Raw genomic sequence first — 19,616 nt, 5'->3', positions numbered from 1 at the left:
CAGCCCGAACCAGACGATAGGCGTTTGGAACATACAACGACAGACGCCCCGCTGCGGAAAACGAGTGTCAGAGGACGCTGCGCTGCCTGTTCACGTCATCGGAGCGCGGCGCGACGGTATTGTACGCGCGGCCGTTGGTCAGTCCTGCCAGAGCATGACCAACGGATTTGCTCGCTTCGCGATCCTCAATTTTCCTCGACGGCTTCATCGACGATGGGCAGTGGCCGCGCCGCAATCTTTTCCGCCTCAGCGCGCTTTAGCCCGAGCGTTTGCAGCAACATCGCTGCCGTGCGCTCCGGGAAGTGCTCGCCGCTGAAGCCGAGTTCTTTCAGCACGCCCGCCGCGTTCGCGCCAGGCGCGACGAAGTTCAGCTCGGCGGCGATCGCGCAGAGGACCGTGCCGCCCACTGCGAGAAATCCGATAAACGGGTCGGCAACGACGAACCGTTTTGCGGCAATGCCGTTGCCGATGTCGCGCAGTAGCCGCTGGCCCAGCCCGCGGCTCATCGCGCGCGCAGAAAACCCTTCACGGATCAGGAAACGCCCCCACACCGGATCGTGCCGCGCCCGCAGGACAGTGTGGCGCACAGAGACGGCGACCACCTCTGCGGGGTCGGTAATGCCGCCCGCAAGGCGATCGAGCATGTTCGCGAATTCTTCGAACACGTTATCGACGAGCGTCGCGTAGATCGCTTCCTTCGATTCGAAGTGGTTGTAAAACGAGCCGAAACCGACGTCGGCGGCCTCGGTGATTTCGTTGATCGCGACGCCCTCCATGCCCTTTTCGGCCATCAACCTGAGGGCGGCGTCGAGCAGACGGGAACGTGTCTCGCGTTTGCGGCGCGCGCCGCGTGGCTCCCGCTCTTCTGCGACGGGAGGCGGAGTGACGGGTGCAGCAGCGCTGGAACGTTTGGCCGGCCGGCGATTTATCGCGTTCGTCATGGTGATCCCAAGTCTGGTTATACCCGCAGTATAGATTCAAACCTCTATATTGACAAAACGATCATCGATGAGTTTAATGTCACAAACGGCCAGAGAGAGCCGGCCTTGTAAACGGAGACGGAGTGACTGTGGAGACAACATCAAAGGAAGGTGCCGGGCCGTTCGCCTCGCACGGCCGGGCTGGTCAGCGGATCGAAACGCTTCCGCCAGCGGCGGATGTTCTATTGGTGGGTTGCGAACCGGTGGGCGCAACCCTACGACGCTTTCCTTGCCAGGACAGCACTGCTGGTTAGCCAGTGAGCGCGACACTGCCTGGCGTCTCGAAACCGCTATCCACACCGCGTGAATATTCTATGAAACTGACCACTGCGCATCCGGCCCGCCACCCCAATCCCACGACCAAAGCGTCGGCATTGGCCTATCTGATATTCGATCGGCCAGACCTTGAGAAAGCCGAGCAGTTCCTCAATGACTTCGGGCTTCGAACCGTGTCGCGGAGTGAGGCGCTCCTCCTCTTGCGGGGAACGGGCGCTTCGCCCTTCTGCTATGTCGTTCGGAAGGCTTCGAAAGCCCGGTTCGTCGGCTTCGGATTGCAGGTCGATAACAGGGCCGATCTTGATGCACTCGCAAAACTGCCTGGCGCTTCGGGTGTCGAACGGTTCTCCTTGGCAGGCGGCGGCTATGTAGTACGACTGGCGGACCCGTCAGGTTTTCGCGTGGACGCGATATGGGGCCAGGAGCGCACTGCGCCGTTGTCCCATCGGCCAGCATTGCCGTTCAACTCCGTAGATGCGACCGTCCGCATCAATGGGACGCAGCGGCCGCCCGAGAATGCTCCGGAAATTATCCGGCTCGGACATGTCGTGCTCGAACTCGCCGACTATCAGGAAACGTGCGCATGGTACACGCAGCATTTCGGCTTCATCCCGAGCGATGTGCAGGTGCTTCCCGATGGCTCGCCCGTCGTTGCGTTCATGCGGCTCGACCTGGGTGACAAGCCGGCCGATCATCATACGCTTGCATTCGCACAAGGCTTTCAGCCCACCTACAGCCATAGCGCGTATGAGCTCGTCGATGCCGACGCGGTCGGCATGGGTCAGCGCGTCCTGCGCGAGAAGGGCTGGACGCACGCGTGGGGGATTGGCCGACATATCCTGGGCAGCCAGATCTTTGACTACTGGCAGGACCCGTGGGGCAACAAGCACGAGCACTATTGCGACGGCGATCTGTTTACCGCCGATGTGCCGACGGGCGTGCACGCGGTGAGCCGTGAGGCGATGGCACAGTGGGGGCCGACGATGCCGCGCAGCTTCACGAAGCCGAGCTTTACCCCCGCGAGCATCGTGGCGCTCTTCAGAAACCTGCGCCGTAGTCCCGATCTGACGCTGAGCAAGCTGCGGACACTGGCGAAGATTTTCGCCTGAACCAACCTCTTCCATGGCACCTGGAGATCAATAAATGGCACTTCACGTTCTGCATTACTTGCATGATGGCCGCGCGCAGTGGGGCGTGGTTGCTCATGGCGCCATCACCCCAATTCCCGGCGAGTTCAAGTCGACCGCTGAGTTTATCGAGGCCAACCCGGTTGAACGGTTACTGATGCTCGGCGCTCCGACGATTCCGGAGTCCAAAGTGCAATGGCTATCGCCCGTGACGGCCAATCAACAGTTCATCTGCCAGGGTGCGAATTACCGCGAGCACATGATTGAGTCTGGCATGGACCCGGACGTGAAGAAATTCAATATGATCTTCACGAAGGCGACAAGCTGCATCGTCCCGGCGAATTCGCACGTGGTGAAACCAAGCGAAGTTCGTTTCCTGGACTACGAGATCGAGCTCGGTTTGGTACTCAAGCGCGACATCACCTCCCGCGAAACGGTCACCGACGAGAACCTGCATGAATACATTGCTGGCGCCGTGATCGTGAACGATTACTCCGCGCGCGATATCCAGATTCCGCAAATGCAGTTCTACAAGGGCAAGAGCTATCGGACGTTTGGTCCCATCGGTCCTTATCTTTGCCTCCTCGAGAAAGAGGACTTTCCAAAGTTAAAGGAGCTCGTGTTGACGCTGACGGTCAACGGAACGGTCCGCCAGAACGACACCACGGCGGGTCTCGTCTATGGTCCGGCAGAGACGTTGACGGAGCTTTCCCGCATACACGACTTGCACGCCGGCGACCTGCTCGCAACCGGTACGCCCTCCGGCTGTGCACTGAGCATCCCGTCACCCGAAAAGCAGCGCGCCGCGGCGCAGCTGCCTGAGGTCGAAAAATGGCGGATTTTCTTGAAGATGCAGGAGGAGAGGCCGCAATACCTGCAGGTGGGGGACGTCGTAGAAGCGCACATTGCCAGCTCCGACCGCTCGATCAATCTGGGCGTGCAGCATAACGTTGTTGTCAAAGAGGCAGCATGAAAGGCGTCGCACACGTACAGGACGTCCTTGCTATCGAAGCGCAGGGGCAGGAGGCCGATCTCCCGTCGAGCACTTACGAGATGATCTGCCGGGGTGCCGCCATCAATCCATCGGCACTGGCACTTTCGTTCTTCGCCACGGCTGACGACTATCGAAACGCCGAAAGCTGGACGTATCGTGACCTTGTGCGCGATGTCACCCGCACCGCGAACCTGTTCTCCCGACTGGGCGTTCAACGCAACTCGGTTGTTGCCTACGTACTACCCAACCTCCCCGAGACGCACTTCGTGATCTGGGGCGGCGAAGCGGCCGGGATTGTCTGCGCCATCAATCCGCTGCTTGAAGGTGAGGCCATCGGCGAGCTGCTGATCGCGTCAGGGGCAAGCGTGCTTGTCACACTGGCGCCGATGGGCGGGGTTGACCTTTGGCAGAAGGTGCAGTCCGTGTTGCACAAGGTTCCTGCACTACGGCATCTGGTGCTCGTCAATCTGATCGACCGAATGCCGGTCGAGAAGCGATTCGTGGCGCGGATGCTCCAGCGTGGCGAGTGTTCGCGGTTGTATGGCGAGGGCGGTGTGCGTAGCGTGGTTCCTTCGCAGATTGACATCCACGATTACAGCACCGCGATCGAACATGAGTCGGGCGTTGCGCTCAGCGGCACGCTTCGAATCAGCCCCGATGACATATCGTCCTATTTCTGCACGGGCGGCACCACGGGATTGCCGAAGATTGCGATGCGCCGGCACGGCAACGAGGTGGCGAATGCGTTGAACGCGGGTAAATTCTTTGGCGAGAGCATCGGCCCCGGCAAAGTGATTTTTTGCGGATTGCCGCTGTTCCATGTCAACGCCGTGACGGTGACAGGGCTGCTGGGGTTCTCACGCGGCGCCCACATCGTGCTCGGCACACCGCAAGGCTATCGGGGCGAGGGTGTTGTAAGGCATTTCTGGGAGATTGTCGAGCACTATCGCATCAACTTCTTTAGCGGTGTCCCGACACTCTACGGGTCGCTGCTGGACGTTCCGGTTGGCGAACACGACATCAGTTCGCTCGAGTATGGCCTGTGCGGCGCCGCCCCTATGCCGGTTGAATTACTGCGCACTTTCCAAGATCGTACAGGAATAAGAATCCTCGAGGGCTACGGCCTTACGGAAGGTACCTGCGTGAGCAGCGTGAATCCGCCGTTTGGCGAACGCAGGGTCGGTTCGATCGGACTTCGTCTTCCCGGGCAGGCGATGAAGGCAGTGCTGGTCGATGAAACCGGCCGATATGTACGGGATTGCGATGCGAATGAGGTCGGCCAACTGGTGATCTCCGGCCCCAACGTGTTCGTCGGCTATAGCTGCCCAGAGCAGAACCATGGCATCTGGATAGAGCTGGGTGACGGCAGGAACTGGCTTAACACCGGCGATCTCGGTCGCTGCGACGCCGACGGCTACTTCTGGCTCACCGGCCGGAAAAAGGAGCTGATTATCCGGGGCGGACACAACATCGACCCGGCGGCAATTGAAGAGCCACTGCATCGCCATCCCGCCGTCCAGGTCGCTGCAGCCGTGGGGCGCCCAGATATGCACGCGGGCGAGTTGCCGGTCGCGTATGTTCAGCTAAAGCCAGGCGCAGTCACGACCGAGGCGGAATTGGCGGAGTTTCTGCGTCACGAGATCAACGAACGGGCCGCGTTTCCAAAAGGAATACGCATCGTGGATGCGATGCCGCTGACGGGCGTCGGCAAGATCTTTAAGCCCGCGCTAAGACGCCGCGAAACGGAAGACGCCGTACGGATGGCATTAGTGGAGGCGGGCGTCGAGGATGCAGCTGTTAGCATCATTGAGGACGCCTCGCTCGGGATGGCACTCTACGTCGAGCTTCCCAATCCCGCGCGTGAAGCATTGGCGATATCCGCGCTTGGGCGCTTTCCGTTCGCATTTACGGTCTCTTCCGCCGCGAAGCCATCTCGGGTAGAGCAACGCTGACGGGCGAACTGCATCGGAGATGCCCAGGCAGCCTAAGGTACACGAACCACGATATCAGCGGGCGCATTCGGTCACGCCTACTCGCCCCGGTGGCGAGCTTCAACTGCGAGCGTAATGAGCTACGGGCCTGGAACGGTCAGGTGAGGGAGAGGATGATTGTTGTGACGGAAAGGTCCTTGCGATCGCTTGTTGAAAAGTGGCTGGGGCCAACCTCTGCGGTACCGGTTCGTGTTACCCGATTCGGTCATGCGGCCTCGAATCGGAAACACGGCGTGCGTATCAAGCTGATGTTGCCGACAGGGCCGGTTGAACTATTTTTCTTCCGCCATCGCGACGGTGCTTGGTGCGTGTTCCCGCCCGAGGCTGAACGCCTTGCGTTGCGCGCATATTAGCGCGTGGGAAGATTGAAGCATTGAATATCCGGAAATATAGGCGGGACAAGGCGTAGAGATGCGACGGTGTCCGCTCACGGCACCCGGCGAAACGGGGAAGACAGCGCTGCAAAAGAGAACGAGAAAACGAGTCTCAACAAAACGTGTAGGAGGTGGCAGCGGTGTTAAACAGCACGTTCTCATAGCTACTTAGTATAACTACGTAAATACATGATTTCTGGTCCTCGTGCCCGGGCGATGACTGTGAAAAGCGTCCCACGACCCGTGACGGTGCGCGGATTGGTTCCAAATTGACGCACCGGGCTTGATAAAAATATCCAAGCAACGAGACAGGAGAAGACACTTGAGGAATTACAGGCGAACGATCGGCTCCGCCGGCATCGCGGCACTTATCTGCTCGGCTGCGCTCACTGAGATCGCCTACGCGCAGTCCGCCGGGAGCATCACACTGTCGACAGGTTGGCTTCACGTTGCGCCCCAGGGCGACGCAACGCCACTTACCGTAGAAAAAATCGGGGGCGTCGGCGTGAGTCAGCAGCTGGCCGGAAGCGGGGCGCATCCGAGCTCAACGGACACAGTGGGCATCGCCACTGAGTACTACGTCACGGACAACATTGGTGTCGCCATGCTCGTTGGGCTGCCACTCACAGTCAATCTGGTTGGCGATGGGACGCTACAGAAGTATGGCAACCTCGGCTCGACCAAGCCGATGCCGCCCGCCATTGAACTGCGATACCACGTGTTTTCAGGCGCGTCGAAATTCCGTCCATTCATAGGCCTTGGCGTGAACTACACGTGGTTCACTCAAGTTCGGATATCCAATAGCCAGTTTGTGACCGATAACCTGGGACCCGGCGGTTCGGCGCACGCGGAGCTCAGTTCATCGTGGAATCCCGTATTCGAAATCGGGGCGAGTTACGCGATTACAAAACACTGGTCGGTCGGAACTTCGGTCGGCTATATCCCCGTGAAGACGCACCTTACCTTATACGGGCAGACCGCAACGGGAACACAGGTCGTTTCCACCTCGACGCTACGACTCAATCCACTTAACGTCTATCTGAACGTCGCCTATACGTTCTAGCGCGTACGGGTCATCAGTGCGCCAACCGAGAGGGCTGAATGCTCATTAAAGACATGGAATACGTCATGTTTCGCGCCCCCGGACTCGCTTTTGATCCGCGCTTTCATCGCCGACTACGACATATCACGACGCGCGCTGCCACGATAAGGCCCGCTCTTTCCAGGTCTACAACCCTCAACGCAGCATGACGAGGTTCGCCCGGGCTGCTTGGACAATTGAAGATGCGGTCAGTCGTTTGCGGCGAGCTTCAATTTGGATCGGATCATGAAACGACAGATTCTGAAGACGATACTTTTTGCGTTGCCCAAGGTCCTTGATCTGACGGCACGCCGCTTTCCCGCCTATCGTGATCGCTTGAAGGAGCGTGATCTTGTGGCGTGGATCGGACTCGCGGACGAAAGCATTGGCCGCGTCATCAAGTTCAGGAACGGGCGTGTCCGGTCGCGCGCCGGAAGGCATTCGCGGCCCGACGTGCGCATGGTATTCAAGGATGTCGCCACGGCACTTAAGTTCCTCTCGCCCAGTCCGGACCAAGGCGAGATCATCCACGCCGCCAAGAACTTCAAAGTGGTCACTGAGGGCGAGGACGAACTGTTGGTCTGGCTGTTGCAAAACCTGGGCATGATGCAGACCGTCGGCCTGCCGATGGGCATGCCTATGCGTGACGGCACCCACCGCTACACGACATGTACTAATGGCGGGCCGCTGTTCGTCTACGTCAAGGACGACCGCGTCGTTCGGGTCACCCCCATCGATCTGGATAGCAAAGATGCGCCAAGTTGGGTCATCGAGGCGCGCGGACGCCGCTTTAGCCCGCCGCGGCGTGGCTTGGTCGCGCCCCATGCATTGACGCTCAAATCGCTCGTCTACTCCGACAAGCGCATCCTTCATCCTTTGAAGCGGGTCGATTTCGATGCTGATGGCGAACGCAATCACCAGAACCGGGGAAAGTCCGGCTATGTCCGGATCAGTTGGGACGAGGCCTTGGACATCGTCGCCAAGGAAATCAACCGGCAGAAGCGGGTTCACGGTCCCGGTTCCATCACCTTCCCGATGTCGTCCCATCACCAATGGGGCAATGTGGGTTATTACCTCAGCGCGCTGACACGCTTCGCTAATCTGATTGGCTTTACGCGGGTCGCCGCCAATCCGGACAGTTGGGAAGGCTGGTACTGGGGCGCCATGCATCATTTCGGCAACTCGATGCGCATCGGCGTGCCGTCCGGCTATGGCGGCATCGAGGATTGTCTTCAGGAAGCCGACATGATCGTCTTCTGGTCCTGCGATCCAGAAAGCACCAACGGGGCCTATGCGGGTTTCGAAGGGACACCGCGGCGCCTATGGGCCAAGGAACTCGGCATCGAGTTCGTTCATATCGACCCGCACTGCAATCCCACTGCCCAACTGCTGGGCGGGCGCTGGATTCCCGTTCGACCGCAAACCGATGCCGCCTTGGCTACGGCGATCATGTACGTGTGGGCCGTGGAGGGCTTGTACGACAAGGATTACATCGCCACCCACACGACCGGATTCGACGAGTGGAAGGCCTATCTGCTGGGCGAGACGGACGGCGTTCGAAAGACGCCCGAGTGGCAGGAGAGCGAGACCGGCGTGCCCGCCAAGGACGTCCGAGCGCTGGCGCGCCTATGGGGGAGCAAGAAGGTCCATCTCGCCGTTGGTATGACTGGCGCGGGATTCGGTGGAGCAGGCCGTGGCGCGACCGGAGCGCAATGGGCGCGCTGCATGATCATGATGATGGCGATGCGGGGTTGGGGTAAGCCGGGGGTCAATTTCGGCTGCCTTGAAGTCGGTGCGCCTCACGACCTCCATTTCTATTTCCCCGGCTATGCGGATGGTGGCATTTCCGGCGACCTCGCGTGGACCGCGAATGCGGTCAACAATTACCAGCGCATGCCGCACATTCTGACCATGAACCCGGTCAAGCAAATGGTGCCGCGGCAGCAACTGCCCGATGCCATCATCAACGGCCAGGCGATCGGCTATCTTTGGGACGGCATTTCTCAGGAAGCCCAGTTCGCCCCATTCAGCTACCCCATGCCTGGGTATTCGCCGATCCACATGATTTATCGTTACGGCGGGTCCGCGTTTAGCACAGTGACGAATTCCGGACGTTGGGCCGAGGCTTACCGGCACCCCAGCATCGAGTGCGTGGTCAACCAGTCGATCTGGATGGAGGGCGAAGCCCAATTTGCCGACATCATCCTGCCTGCGTGTACTGCGCTCGAGCGCTGGGACATCGGTGAATGGTCGAATTCCGGCGGCTACGCGCACCATGGGCATGGCACGGTGAATCATCGCATGTTGATGCTGCAGCACAAGTGCATCGAGCCTCTGGGTGAGTCCCGTTCGGACTACGACATCTTCACCGCCATCTTGACCCGGTTGGGCTTGGGCGGCGTATTTACCGAGGGATGCAGCGAGTTGGATTGGGTCAAGCGAGTCTTCGACTCATCGGATCTGCCCGATCATGTTTCGTGGCGCGAATTCTGCCGCAAGGGCTATTTTGTCGTGCCCCCCGAAAAGCCCGAGTTGCGCCATCCGGTGGACATGCGTTGGTTCGCGGAGGGCCGCCGCAAGGACCTGCAAGAACCGCATCCGCTACCGTCCCAGTTCGCCGAGAAATTCGGCATGGGCCTGCAGACGCCAAGTGGCAAGCTGGAATTTGTGCCGGAGTTGCTGAAGCGGCACGCCGCAGACAATCCCGAGCGACCCGCGCTCAACCGATACATCCCTTCCTGGGAGGGACTGCGCTCGGAACAGGCTCAGCGCTATCCGCTGCAGTTGATCGCCACCCACAGTCGCTACAGCTTCCATACCCATTGCGACGGGAAGAATTCCTCGGTCAACAGTGTCGAAGACCATCGCGCATTAATCGGCGGACACCGCTTCTGGCTGCTGAGACTTAGTCGAGCAGACGCGGTCATCCGGGGCATTTCGCATCGCGACCTCGTCAAAGTTTATAACGACCGAGGCGCTGTGATCTGCGCGGCCGATGTCTCTCCCCTGGTCAATGCGGGAGTCGTCAAGTCGTACGAGGCGAGCGCCGAATTCAAGCTGATTGAAATCGATGGCGAGCGCGTCGAAATCGGAGGTTGCATGAATATGCTTACCCCTGACCGGCCGCAAACCGCCGGCACAAGCAGCATGAGCCCTAACTCCTGCCTTGTACAGGTCGAAAAGTGGAAAAGTGCCGAGGCGTTCATGCTCGGTCGCGCAGCATGAGGAACATAGAGTGAACAAGTGGAACCTGATCGTCAAAGTCGGGCGTTGCGAAAACTGCCAGAATTGCGTCATCGCCGGACGGGATGAGCATGTCGGCAACGACTTCCCAGGGTATGCCGCGCCCGCTGCGGCAGATGCCGTCAGCCCCCTGCGCATATTGCGCCGGGTTCAGGGCGACTCGCATATGGTCGAGACCACCTATCTGCCTGTGATGTGCAACCACTGCGACGAAGCACCGTGCATGCGGGTGGGCGGCGACGCCATTCGCAAACGCGCCGACGGCATCGTCATCATCGATCCGGAGAAGGCGCGGGGCCGCAAAGACATCGTGAAGTCGTGCCCGTATCAGGCGATCGTCTGGAACGAAGAACTGCAACTGCCGCAGACGTGGATTTTTGATGCCCATCTACTCGACCAGGGCTGGCCTCAGCCACGTTGCCAGCAGTCATGCCCTACCGATGTATTCGAGACGGTCAAGGTTGATGATGCAGCGATGTCCGAGAAGGCCCGGCGTGAGGGACTCAAAGTATTGCGGCCGAACTTGGGCACGCAGCCGCGTGTGTGGTACAGCGGCTTGGAGCGTTGGGAGACCTGCTTCATCGGCGCGAGCGTCAGCGCTCGTATAGGCGACGTGGTCGAGTGCGTACCGGGTGCCGCGGTCGCCCTGTATGTCGGCGATCAAAAGCTGGCCGAAACCGTCTCGGACGATTTCGGTGATTTCCGGTTCGGCGGCCTGGCCAAGGGAAGCGGCACGTACCGTGTCGAAATCCGTCATGCGCTCGGCAACGCCTGCCGGGAATGCGAGTTGGGCGAAAGCGCTTATTTGGGCGAGATCAGCCTCGCCCAGTCGACCATCGACGTGGAACTCGCGTAATCATCGTGATCGAGTGGACGACACGCTGCGCGATTCGCACGCTGCCGGAATAGTCTCTTGCCCCGTCTCCGCTGTTCCGTGCTTCACTATCTGGCGCGTGGCCACGTTCTGAACCGTCCTTCGGGCATTTCGAGCGACAATCTCATCATGCTTCTACACGGATAGGCCATGGAACGTCGAGCACCGCTTCCCCCGTTAAATCCCGCCCGGGCGTTCGAGGCGACCGGACGCCTGCTGAGCATCTCCAAGGCCGCTGACGAGCTGGCCGTGACGCCCGCCGCCGTCAGCCGGCAGGTGCGTACGCTCGAAACTTACTTGGGCGTCGATTTGTTCGAGCGGATGAAAGGGCGACTGGAGCTGACGTCGGCGGGCGCGCGGTATCTGGCGGAACTCATGCCGCTGTTCGCATCGCTGCGCGAAGCCACCGACAGCCTGCGTTCCTCCGAGCGTCGCGCGCGCGTGCTCAAGATCCGCTCGCCCGCGACGTTCGCGGTGCGCTGGCTGATACCGCGTCTCGCGAGCTTTCATCGGCTGCACGAAAACATCGACGTGCAATTGACGACATCCCCGGCTCCGCTGAATTTTGCGCGTGAGGACATTGACGGCGGCATTCAGCTAGGCGACGGCAAATGGCCCGGCCTGCGCGTGCAACGTCTGATCGCGAACGAGCTCGTGCCGGTCGCCGCGCCATCCAGGCAGGTCAAGGCACGCTCGCAGTTGCAGGGCGAGACGCTTCTGCACACGCTCGCGCGCCCGGAAGACTGGACGCTATGGCTGAAGGCAGCGGGCTTTCCATTGAACGCGCGGCGCCGCGAAATGCGCTATGAAACGTCGCTGCTCGCGTACCAGGCAGCGATAGAAGGGCATGGTGTGGCGATGGCGCAGAAGGCGCTGGTGCTCGGCGAACTCGAAAGCGGTCTGCTCGTCGCGCCGTTTTCGTTCGAGCTCGATCGCGGGCATCACACCTACTATTTCGCGTGGCCGACGGCGCGTCCGCAATCGGATGCACTGAAGATCTTCCGCCGATGGCTGCTCACGTTGCTCAGCGAATAGCTCTGACAAGCCGCCGACCCTTTAACAAAAAGTCAACGGCTCGTTTCTAAATTGTAGATTGTCCGGTAGGGCGGTGGGTACCTATTCTCGTCAGCATGATTCGTCGCGGTGGCGAATCACGAGACAGGACAATCACAAATGCCAAGAGACAGCCTCAACGGCGTGCGGGTGATCGATTTCTCGCACGTTCTCGCCGGACCGGTCTGCTCGATGACGCTCGCCGATCTCGGCGCGCACGTCGTCAAGATCGAGCCGCCTGACGGCGAGATCGGGCGACGCATCGGGCCCCCGTGGATAAGCGGTGAAAGCCCGGCCTTCATCAGTGTCAACCGCAACAAGCACAGCGTCGCGATCGATCTGAAAACCGACGCGGGGCGCGAGGCCGTTCGCCGCATGCTGGGGAATGCGGACGTGCTCGTCGAAAACTTCCGGCCGGGCGTGATGGCGTCGATGGGACTCGACTTCGACACCTTGCGGCACCCGAATCCCCGGCTCGTCTACTGCTCGATCTCCGCATTCGGACAGACGGGCGCGAATCGCAAGCGGCCTGGCGTCGATGGCGTGATCCAGGCCGTCAGCGGTCTGATGAGCACGCTCGGCACGACAAGCGACGAGCCGCTGAAAGTCCCGATCCCCATAGCGGACATGATGGGCGGCTATCTCGCCTCGATCGCGATTCTGGGCGCACTGCATCAGGTCCGCGCGGGCGGCGGGGGGCAGCATCTCGACGTGAGTCTCTACAACGCGACGCTGATGCTGCAGCAGATCGGCTTCGCCGCGTTCTTCGCATCCGGACGCGAGCCGGACAAGACCGGCAGCGCCGCGCCCTATGCGTGCCCGAACGAGGCGTTTCCGACGCAGGACGGCTGGATGATGGTCGTCGCCTACCACCCGCAACGATGGCGCGCGTTATGTGAAGTGGTCGCAACGCCTGCACTCGAAGCGGATCCACGCTTCGCCACGAACGACGATCGCGTGCGCCATCGCGCGACGCTGCATCACATACTCGCGGCGCGTTTCGTCGAACGCACGACTGCGGACTGGATGGAACGGCTCGCGGCGCGCGACATCCTCTGCGCGCCCGTCGCTACTTACGGCGATGTCATCGAAACAGCGGAATACGCCGAATGCGGACTGGCGCAGACGATCGATCATCCGGTCGCGGGTCCCATGCGCACGCATGGCTTCGCGCTCGGCCCGTCGGACCGTGCGAGCGCGCCGGACATGCCGGCGCCGCTGACGGGCCAGCACACGCTGCAAATGCTGGAACGATACGGTTTCGCCGAGAGCGAGATCGCGGGACTGCTGAACGCGGGCGTGATCCGCGTGAGCCGCGCCCCGCGCGAGACGTGCAACGAAGACCGCAAGGTGAGCGCATGAGCGCCGCGATGATCGTAAGCGAACGGCGCGGGCGGGTCGCGCTCGTTCGTCTCGCGTCGGAGAACCCGCTCAATCCGCTGACCGATGCGTTGATGGATCAACTCGTCGATGCCTTGCTGCGCATCGAAAACGATCCGCAAGTTCATGCGACCGTTCTGACCGGATCCGACAAGGCTTTCGCCGCCGGCGCCGACATCGTCGCGATGTCGAAGCTCGATTACGCGAGCGCATTCTCGAATGACTACATCGGACGTAGCTGGGACCGCATCCGCACGGCGCGCAAGCCGCTGATCGCGGCGGTAGGCGGCTACGCGCTCGGCGGCGGCTGCGAACTCGCGATGATGTGCGACATCGTCATCGCCGCGGACGACGCGCGCTTCGGCCAGCCCGAGATCAAGCTCGGCATCGTGCCGGGCGCGGGCGGCACGCAGCGTCTGCCGCGCGCGGTCGGCAAATCGACGGCGATGCTCGCGTGCCTGACCGGCGAACCTTTTAATGCGAGCGAGGCGTTGGCCTATGGGCTCGTGTCGATGGTCGTCCCTCGCGAGCAGTTGATCGACGAAGCGCTGCGCGTCGGCGAACAGATCGCGCGTCATTCGCTGCCGGTGATCGTCGCGATCAAGGAAGCCGTCGATCGCGCGTTCGAGTCGTCGCTGTCGGAAGGGCTGTTGTTCGAGCGACGGCTTTTTCACGCGGGCTTTTCGCTCGCCGATCAGAAAGAAGGCATGGCCGCGTTTCTCGAACGCCGTCAGGCCGCATTCCAGAACCGGTGATCGCCGGAACAATCAGGAGACTTTGTCGTGTCAACTCAATCGAACGATGCCGATTCACTGGTCGAATCGTCCGTCGATGACGGCGTGCTCGTGCTCACGCTCAACAGCCCGAGCAACGGCAACGCGCTCGACGTCGCGATGACGCAAGCGCTATCGGACGCACTCGAGCAGATCAACGACCGGCGCGACGTGCACTGCGTGCTGCTGCGCTCGTCGTCGCCGCGGCACTTCTGCACGGGCGGCAACGTGAAGGACATGCAACGCGGCAGCGATCTCATGAGCGGCGGCGTCGAAGATGTGCGCGACCGCCTGCATCGCAGCTTGCACAGGATCACGCGCGCACTGAGCGGTCTCGACGTGCCTTCGGTATGCGTGGTCAATGGCGCCGCAGTCGGTGCCGGCTGCGATCTCGCGTTGATGTGCGATATCCGCATGGCAAGCGCGAACGCCGTGTTCGCAGAGAGCTTCCTGCGGCTCGGACTCGTGTCGGGCATAGGCGGATCATGGTTTCTCGCGCGGATCGTGGGCTATGCAAAGGCACTCGAACTGACGTTGACCAGCGAGTTCATCGATGCTGAAGCGGCGCTGAACCTCGGCATCGTGTCGAAGGTCGTACCGGCAGATGCGCTCGACATCGAGGCGTTGTCGCTTGCGAAGCGCATCGCGCAAAACCCGCCGACGGCGCTGCGCATGGCGAAGCGGCTCGTGCGCGAAGCGGCTGATGCATCGCTTGCGACGACGCTCGAAATGGCGGCGAGCATGCAGGCCATTCTGTTGTGCGGCCGCGAGCACAAGGAGGCTGTCGACCGGTTTCTGCAGCAGCAGGCGGCGAAGAAGCGCACGCACATGTGATGCGCCGATACGGCCACGGCGTCGATCGCGCGTGGCCTCACAAAACCGAATCACAGGAGACGACCATGTCCACGACTTCCGGCGCCCGCAATGCCAAGCCCGGCATGATGCGGATCATCGCTACATCGAGCCTCGGCACGATGCTCGAGTACTACGATTTCTTCGTCTATGTCGCGCTGACATCGACGCTGACGCACTTGTTCCTTCCGTCGACCGACCGGACCGTCGCCGCGATGGCGGGCGTCGCCACCTTCGGCATCGCGTATGTCGCGCGGCCGCTCGGCACGATCATCTTCAGCCCGATGTCCGACCGCATCGGACGCAAGAAGACGTTCGTCATCACGCTCGCGATCATGGGCATCGCAACGGTGGGCATCGGCTGTCTGCCGACCTACGCAGCGGCCGGCTTGCTCGCGCCGATCGGACTTATCTTGCTGCGCGTCGTGCAAGGCATCGCGCTCGGCGGCGAATACGGCTCTGCCGTCGTCTACGTGATGGAGCACGCGCCCGCAGGCCGCAAAGGCATGGCGACGAGCGTGCTGCAAAGCACCGCGAGCCTCGGCCTTTTGCTGGCGCTGGTTATCGTGTCTGCGCTGAAGTTCGCGCTCGATGCAGCGGCGTTCGAATCGTGGGGCTGGCGCGTGCCGTTCCTGATCTCGGCGCCGATCGTCGCGGTGGCGACATGGATCCGCCTAGGCATGAAGGAAACGCCCGTATTCGCGGAGATGAAGGCGGCCGGCCGTCTGTCGAAATCGCCGTTGCAGGACACGTTGTCGAGCGCGACGTCGTGGAAGGCGATTCTCGTCGCGATGTTCGGCGCGCAGGGCGGAACGTCGGTGTCGCTCTATACGTCGATCGTCTACATGCTGTACTTCCTGCAGAACGTATTGAAGGTCGAACCGTCGCGCGCGAATTTGTGCCTCGGCGTTGCCATTGTCGTGGCCGCGCCGCTTTATCCGGTGTTCGGCCGTCTGTCCGATGCGATCGGCCGCGCGCGTGTGATGCTCATCGGCATCGTGCTATGGATACTCGCAGCGTATCCGGCTTTCGCGGGCATCAGGACAAACGCGCTCGCAGGCAGCTGGGCCTCGGTGACGCTGCTCGTCGCGCTGCTCGCCATGTTGACCGCGATGATCATGGCGCCGCTGCCCGCGTTCATCGCCGAATGTTTTCCGCCGCAAAGCAGGACTACGGGCTTCGGACTGTCGCAACAACTTGGCAATGTGCTGTTCGGTGGATTCCTTCCGTTGATCAGCCTTTCGCTCGTCAATCTGACGGGCAACCCGCTTGCAGGCGTCGGGTACTCGATCGTGTCGCTGTTGCCGTGTCTTGCCGTCACGTTCTTCTGGGGACTGCGGCAGGATCGGCTCATCCGTCAGCGCAATCGCGAAGTCCAATGCGCAAGTCCTGCGGACGCGGTGCAGTTGCCGGTGCGCTGAGCCAACGATCACGCGAGGCGCGGCATCGTGATGTCGCGCCTCGCGTGGTTCAGGCGAGACCGGCCATCAGTGTGTATTTGACATGCCCATATTCCTCGATTCCATGATGACTGCCTTCGCGTCCGTAACCCGATTGCTTCACGCCGCCGAACGGCACCGAAGCCGTGCCGACCGAGCCGGAGTTGAGAATCACCATGCCCGCCTCGATGTTGCGCGAGAGCCGGAACGAACGGCCCAGATCGCGCGTGAACGCATAGGCGACAAGACCGTACTCGCTGTCGTTGCTGCGCGCGATGAGTTCGGCTTCCGTCGAGAAGCGATAGACCGGGAAGACGGGACCGAAGATTTCGGTCGATGCGATCGGCATGTCGTCCGCGACATCGACGAGAATGGTCGGCGCATAGAAGAGTCCGCCTTTTGCGTGCGGATGTCCGCCGAGCACGACCTGGGCACCACGTTCGCGCGAATCGTCGACGAGTTTGGCGACCTTTTCGATGGCCGCGCGATTGATCAGCGGACCGACGACGAATCCGTCCTGCAATCCCTGATCGACCGGAATCGCTTCGACGAGCGCCTTCACGCGCTGAACGAACGCGTCATGCACACTCGCCTGAACATACACGCGGTTCGGCGAGATGCAGACCTGCCCGCTGTTGCGCAGCTTCGCGGACACGAGCGCTTTGGCGGCTTCGTCGAGATCGGCGTCGTCGAAGACGATGAACGGCGCGTTGCCACCCAGTTCCATCGTCATCTTCTTCAGCGTGCCGGCGCACTGCGCGGCGAGCAGCTTGCCGATCGCGGTCGATCCCGTGAACGAGATCTTGCGGATGCGCGGATCGTCGGTGATGAGCTTGCCGATTTGCGCCGGGTCGCCCGTGACCATCTCGAACACGCCTTCCGGAATGCCGGCGCGGCGCGCGTATTCGAGCAGCCTGTACGCAGTCAGCGGCGTTTCCTCGGAGGGCTTCAGCAGGATCGTGCAGCCCGCCGCGAGCGCGGTCGCGACCTTGCGCGTGATCATCATGAAGGGGAAATTCCACGGCGTGATCGACGCGACCGGTCCGACCGGTTCCTTCGTCACGATGACCGCGGCGTCTCTCGCGTGCGTGGGGATGGTGTCGCCGTACACGCGCTTCGCCTCCTCGGCATACCATTCGACGAAGCCCAGGCCATAGTCGATTTCGCCGAAGGCTTCCGACATGCACTTGCCGTTCTCGCGGCACATCAGTTCGGCGAATGCGGTCTTGTCGGCGCTGACGACGTCGAACCATTTGCGCAGCAGTGCGCTTCGTTCGCGCGCCAGCGTGCGCGACCACGCTGGAAAGGCCGCGCATGTCCGATCGATGGCCGCGCGCACCTGCGCTTCCGAATGATGTTCGACTTGCCCGACGAGTGTGCCGTCGGCGGGATTGATTACATCGATCATGCTTTTTTCTCCGAAGTAAGTGAGTCTTCTCAGGGCATCGAGGCATCGCAATTCGCGCATGCCGATGCATGATCGAATGTTAGGGATGTGGCAACGTGACGGGAACGTCTGATCGTCTGCGAAGCTTGCCCGATTCTATGAACACACTGTTATCGAACTCGAAGCATGAAAATGCACTGCCCTTCCAAATTGCCGATGATAGAAACCGAAGCCGCTGCACTCGCTCGCGTGCACGCTTCGATGGTGAGCCGGCTGCTGGAACTCGCGCCAAACGAAGGCTATAACGCGACGCCGATGCCTGACATTCGCCTGTTGCGGTCGAATCGTCCGCTCACGCGCACGCCGGTGCTGTACGAGCCGGGGATCGTGGTCATCGCGCAAGGCTGCAAGCGCGGCTATCTCGGCAGCAAGGTTTATGTCTACGATGCGCAGCACTATCTGGCCGTCGCCTTGCCGCTGCCGTTCTCGATGGAAACCGACGCGACCGCCGACGAACCGTTGCTCGCGGTGTACGTGCGCCTCGATGCGACGCTTGCCGCCGATGTGTTGTTGCAGATCGACGAGCGCGACGGCGTGGTGCCGGGCGAGCCGGGCGGCATGGCCACGACGAGGCTGGATGTGGCGCTCGGCGAAACCATGGTGCGGCTCCTCGATGCGATGCGCGATCCCCTCGAAGCCGCGGTTTTGGGGCCAACCCTCGTGCGGGAGATCTACTTTCGCGTGTTCATCGGCGAACAGGGCGCTTCGATGCGTGCGGCGCTCAACCTGAATGGAAACTTCGGGCGCATATCGAGAGTGCTGCGCATGATTCACTCTAGTTATGCCGAGGCGCTGACGATCGAAACGCTCGCAAGGGAAGCGGCAATGAGCGTGCCGTCGTTTCATCTGCACTTCAAGGCGGCCACGAACACTTCTCCGCTGCAGTACATCAAGTCGACGCGACTCCATCAGGCGAGGCTGTTGATGGCGCGGCAAGGCATGACAGCTGCTGCGGCAAGCGCACGGGTGGGCTATGAGAGTGCGTCACAGTTCAGCCGCGAATTCAAGCGGCTCTTTGGTGGCACGCCTTCGGAAGAATTGCGACGAATGAAACAGCATTCTGCAGTCCCGGAGGCGGGTCCGGGGTCCGCGCTATATGTTTCGTCGCATTGATTCGGCGGTTGAATGGTTTCGACTATCGTCTTTTTGGAATCTGGACGATAGAGGCTCGAGCGATGTCGAGGTCCGTTGACGATTGGATCCGGCGGGCGCCGTTTGAATTCATGGCGTCAGGAGCAGCGACGGACGGGTGCCGCGGCCACTGTCGGGCGCGGGCGTCAGCACTGATGCCGTGGGAAACTTTCGGGGATGGCTCGAGGGTCGGCACAGTTCGGCCATGAAGCGTCATGCGCCCGCACCGTTGCTGGGACACTCAGACGTCGTCTCCACCCAGGAAGCGGCCATTCAATTCAAGATGGTGAACGTTGCTTGATCGGCCTTAGCGGACGTTTGTCTGACGCGGGCACAGCGGCCGCTGCAGGACGATGAGCGGCCGAACGATAGGAGGACTGGTTGATGTCACCTCCGTCGCTTGCAGTAGGCGGTCATCAACTCAAAACCCAATTCGGAGTCAACCGCTTCCAATGCGGAAGTCTAGTCGATAATTGACCATCGCTTCCTGAATGCCAACAAGGTAAAGCGTTAGACACTGGTGAAATTCAACGATGCGCCGCTCCACAGATCGTGACTCCGGTTCCTGCAGCCTTTTCGCGCTCGGCCTGCTGCGACAGGG

At 61.3% G+C, this 19,616-nt stretch carries 14 protein-coding genes; 12 read left to right on the top strand and 2 right to left on the bottom strand.

Going from position 1 to position 19,616, the window contains the following annotated elements; translation table 11 throughout:
• Positions 1-185 precede the first annotated feature (185 nt).
• A complete protein-coding gene (locus NCR38_RS28650) occupies positions 186-941 on the bottom strand; it encodes a TetR/AcrR family transcriptional regulator (RefSeq protein ID WP_061120916.1) in 756 nt (251 codons plus the stop codon).
• A gap of 353 nt (positions 942-1,294) precedes the next feature.
• Between NCR38_RS28650 and NCR38_RS28645 the strand changes: the two genes are divergently transcribed.
• From NCR38_RS28645 to NCR38_RS28595, 11 genes are all read left to right on the top strand, one after another.
• Positions 1,295-2,365, top strand: coding sequence for a VOC family protein (locus NCR38_RS28645; RefSeq protein ID WP_250478022.1), 1,071 nt, complete (start codon positions 1,295-1,297; stop codon positions 2,363-2,365).
• A 34-nt stretch (positions 2,366-2,399) separates the two neighbouring features.
• Positions 2,400-3,356, top strand: coding sequence for a fumarylacetoacetate hydrolase family protein (locus NCR38_RS28640; RefSeq protein WP_061120918.1), 957 nt, complete (start codon positions 2,400-2,402; stop codon positions 3,354-3,356).
• Entirely contained in the window at positions 3,353-5,329 is a 1,977-nt protein-coding gene (locus NCR38_RS28635; RefSeq protein WP_061120919.1) for an acyl-CoA synthetase, read from the top strand. The genes NCR38_RS28640 and NCR38_RS28635 overlap by 4 nt, the downstream gene beginning before the upstream one ends.
• 735 nt (positions 5,330-6,064) lie before the next feature.
• A complete protein-coding gene (locus NCR38_RS28630; RefSeq protein WP_061120920.1) occupies positions 6,065-6,805 on the top strand; it encodes an OmpW family protein in 741 nt (246 codons plus the stop codon).
• 264 nt (positions 6,806-7,069) lie between these two features.
• Positions 7,070-10,048: a molybdopterin-dependent oxidoreductase gene (locus NCR38_RS28625; protein ID WP_061120921.1), complete on the top strand. Its 2,979-nt coding sequence runs from the start codon at positions 7,070-7,072 to the stop codon at positions 10,046-10,048.
• Between the two features lie 10 nt (positions 10,049-10,058).
• Positions 10,059-10,922 (top strand): 4Fe-4S dicluster domain-containing protein, encoded by an 864-nt coding sequence (locus tag NCR38_RS28620; protein WP_061120922.1) that lies wholly within the window; start codon positions 10,059-10,061, stop codon positions 10,920-10,922.
• 168 nt (positions 10,923-11,090) lie between these two features.
• Positions 11,091-11,975, top strand: coding sequence for a LysR substrate-binding domain-containing protein (locus NCR38_RS28615; protein ID WP_061120923.1), 885 nt, complete (start codon positions 11,091-11,093; stop codon positions 11,973-11,975).
• A gap of 138 nt (positions 11,976-12,113) precedes the next feature.
• Complete coding sequence (locus NCR38_RS28610; protein ID WP_061120924.1) at positions 12,114-13,355, top strand: CaiB/BaiF CoA-transferase family protein; 1,242 nt, start codon at positions 12,114-12,116, stop codon at positions 13,353-13,355.
• Positions 13,352-14,128, top strand: a complete 777-nt coding sequence (locus tag NCR38_RS28605) for an enoyl-CoA hydratase-related protein (RefSeq protein ID WP_061120925.1) — start codon at positions 13,352-13,354, stop codon at positions 14,126-14,128. The genes NCR38_RS28610 and NCR38_RS28605 overlap by 4 nt, the downstream gene beginning before the upstream one ends.
• 27 nt (positions 14,129-14,155) lie before the next feature.
• Complete coding sequence (locus NCR38_RS28600; protein WP_061120926.1) at positions 14,156-14,980, top strand: enoyl-CoA hydratase-related protein; 825 nt, start codon at positions 14,156-14,158, stop codon at positions 14,978-14,980.
• A 65-nt stretch (positions 14,981-15,045) separates the two neighbouring features.
• Positions 15,046-16,419 (top strand): MFS transporter, encoded by a 1,374-nt coding sequence (locus NCR38_RS28595; RefSeq protein WP_061120936.1) that lies wholly within the window; start codon positions 15,046-15,048, stop codon positions 16,417-16,419.
• Between the two features lie 49 nt (positions 16,420-16,468).
• On the opposite strand, the gene NCR38_RS28590 is transcribed toward NCR38_RS28595, so the two are convergent.
• Positions 16,469-17,845, bottom strand: a complete 1,377-nt coding sequence (locus tag NCR38_RS28590) for an NAD-dependent succinate-semialdehyde dehydrogenase (RefSeq protein WP_061120937.1) — start codon at positions 17,843-17,845, stop codon at positions 16,469-16,471.
• Positions 17,846-18,010: 165 nt separating this feature from the next.
• Between NCR38_RS28590 and NCR38_RS28585 the strand changes: the two genes are divergently transcribed.
• Positions 18,011-18,997, top strand: a complete 987-nt coding sequence (locus NCR38_RS28585; protein ID WP_250478021.1) for an AraC family transcriptional regulator — start codon at positions 18,011-18,013, stop codon at positions 18,995-18,997.
• The last annotated feature ends 619 nt before the right edge of the window (positions 18,998-19,616 follow it).

It is taken from the genome of Caballeronia sp. INML1 (assembly GCF_023631085.1).
GTDB lineage: Bacteria > Pseudomonadota > Gammaproteobacteria > Burkholderiales > Burkholderiaceae > Caballeronia > Caballeronia turbans.
This window is presented reverse-complemented; position numbering and strand designations above follow the sequence as displayed.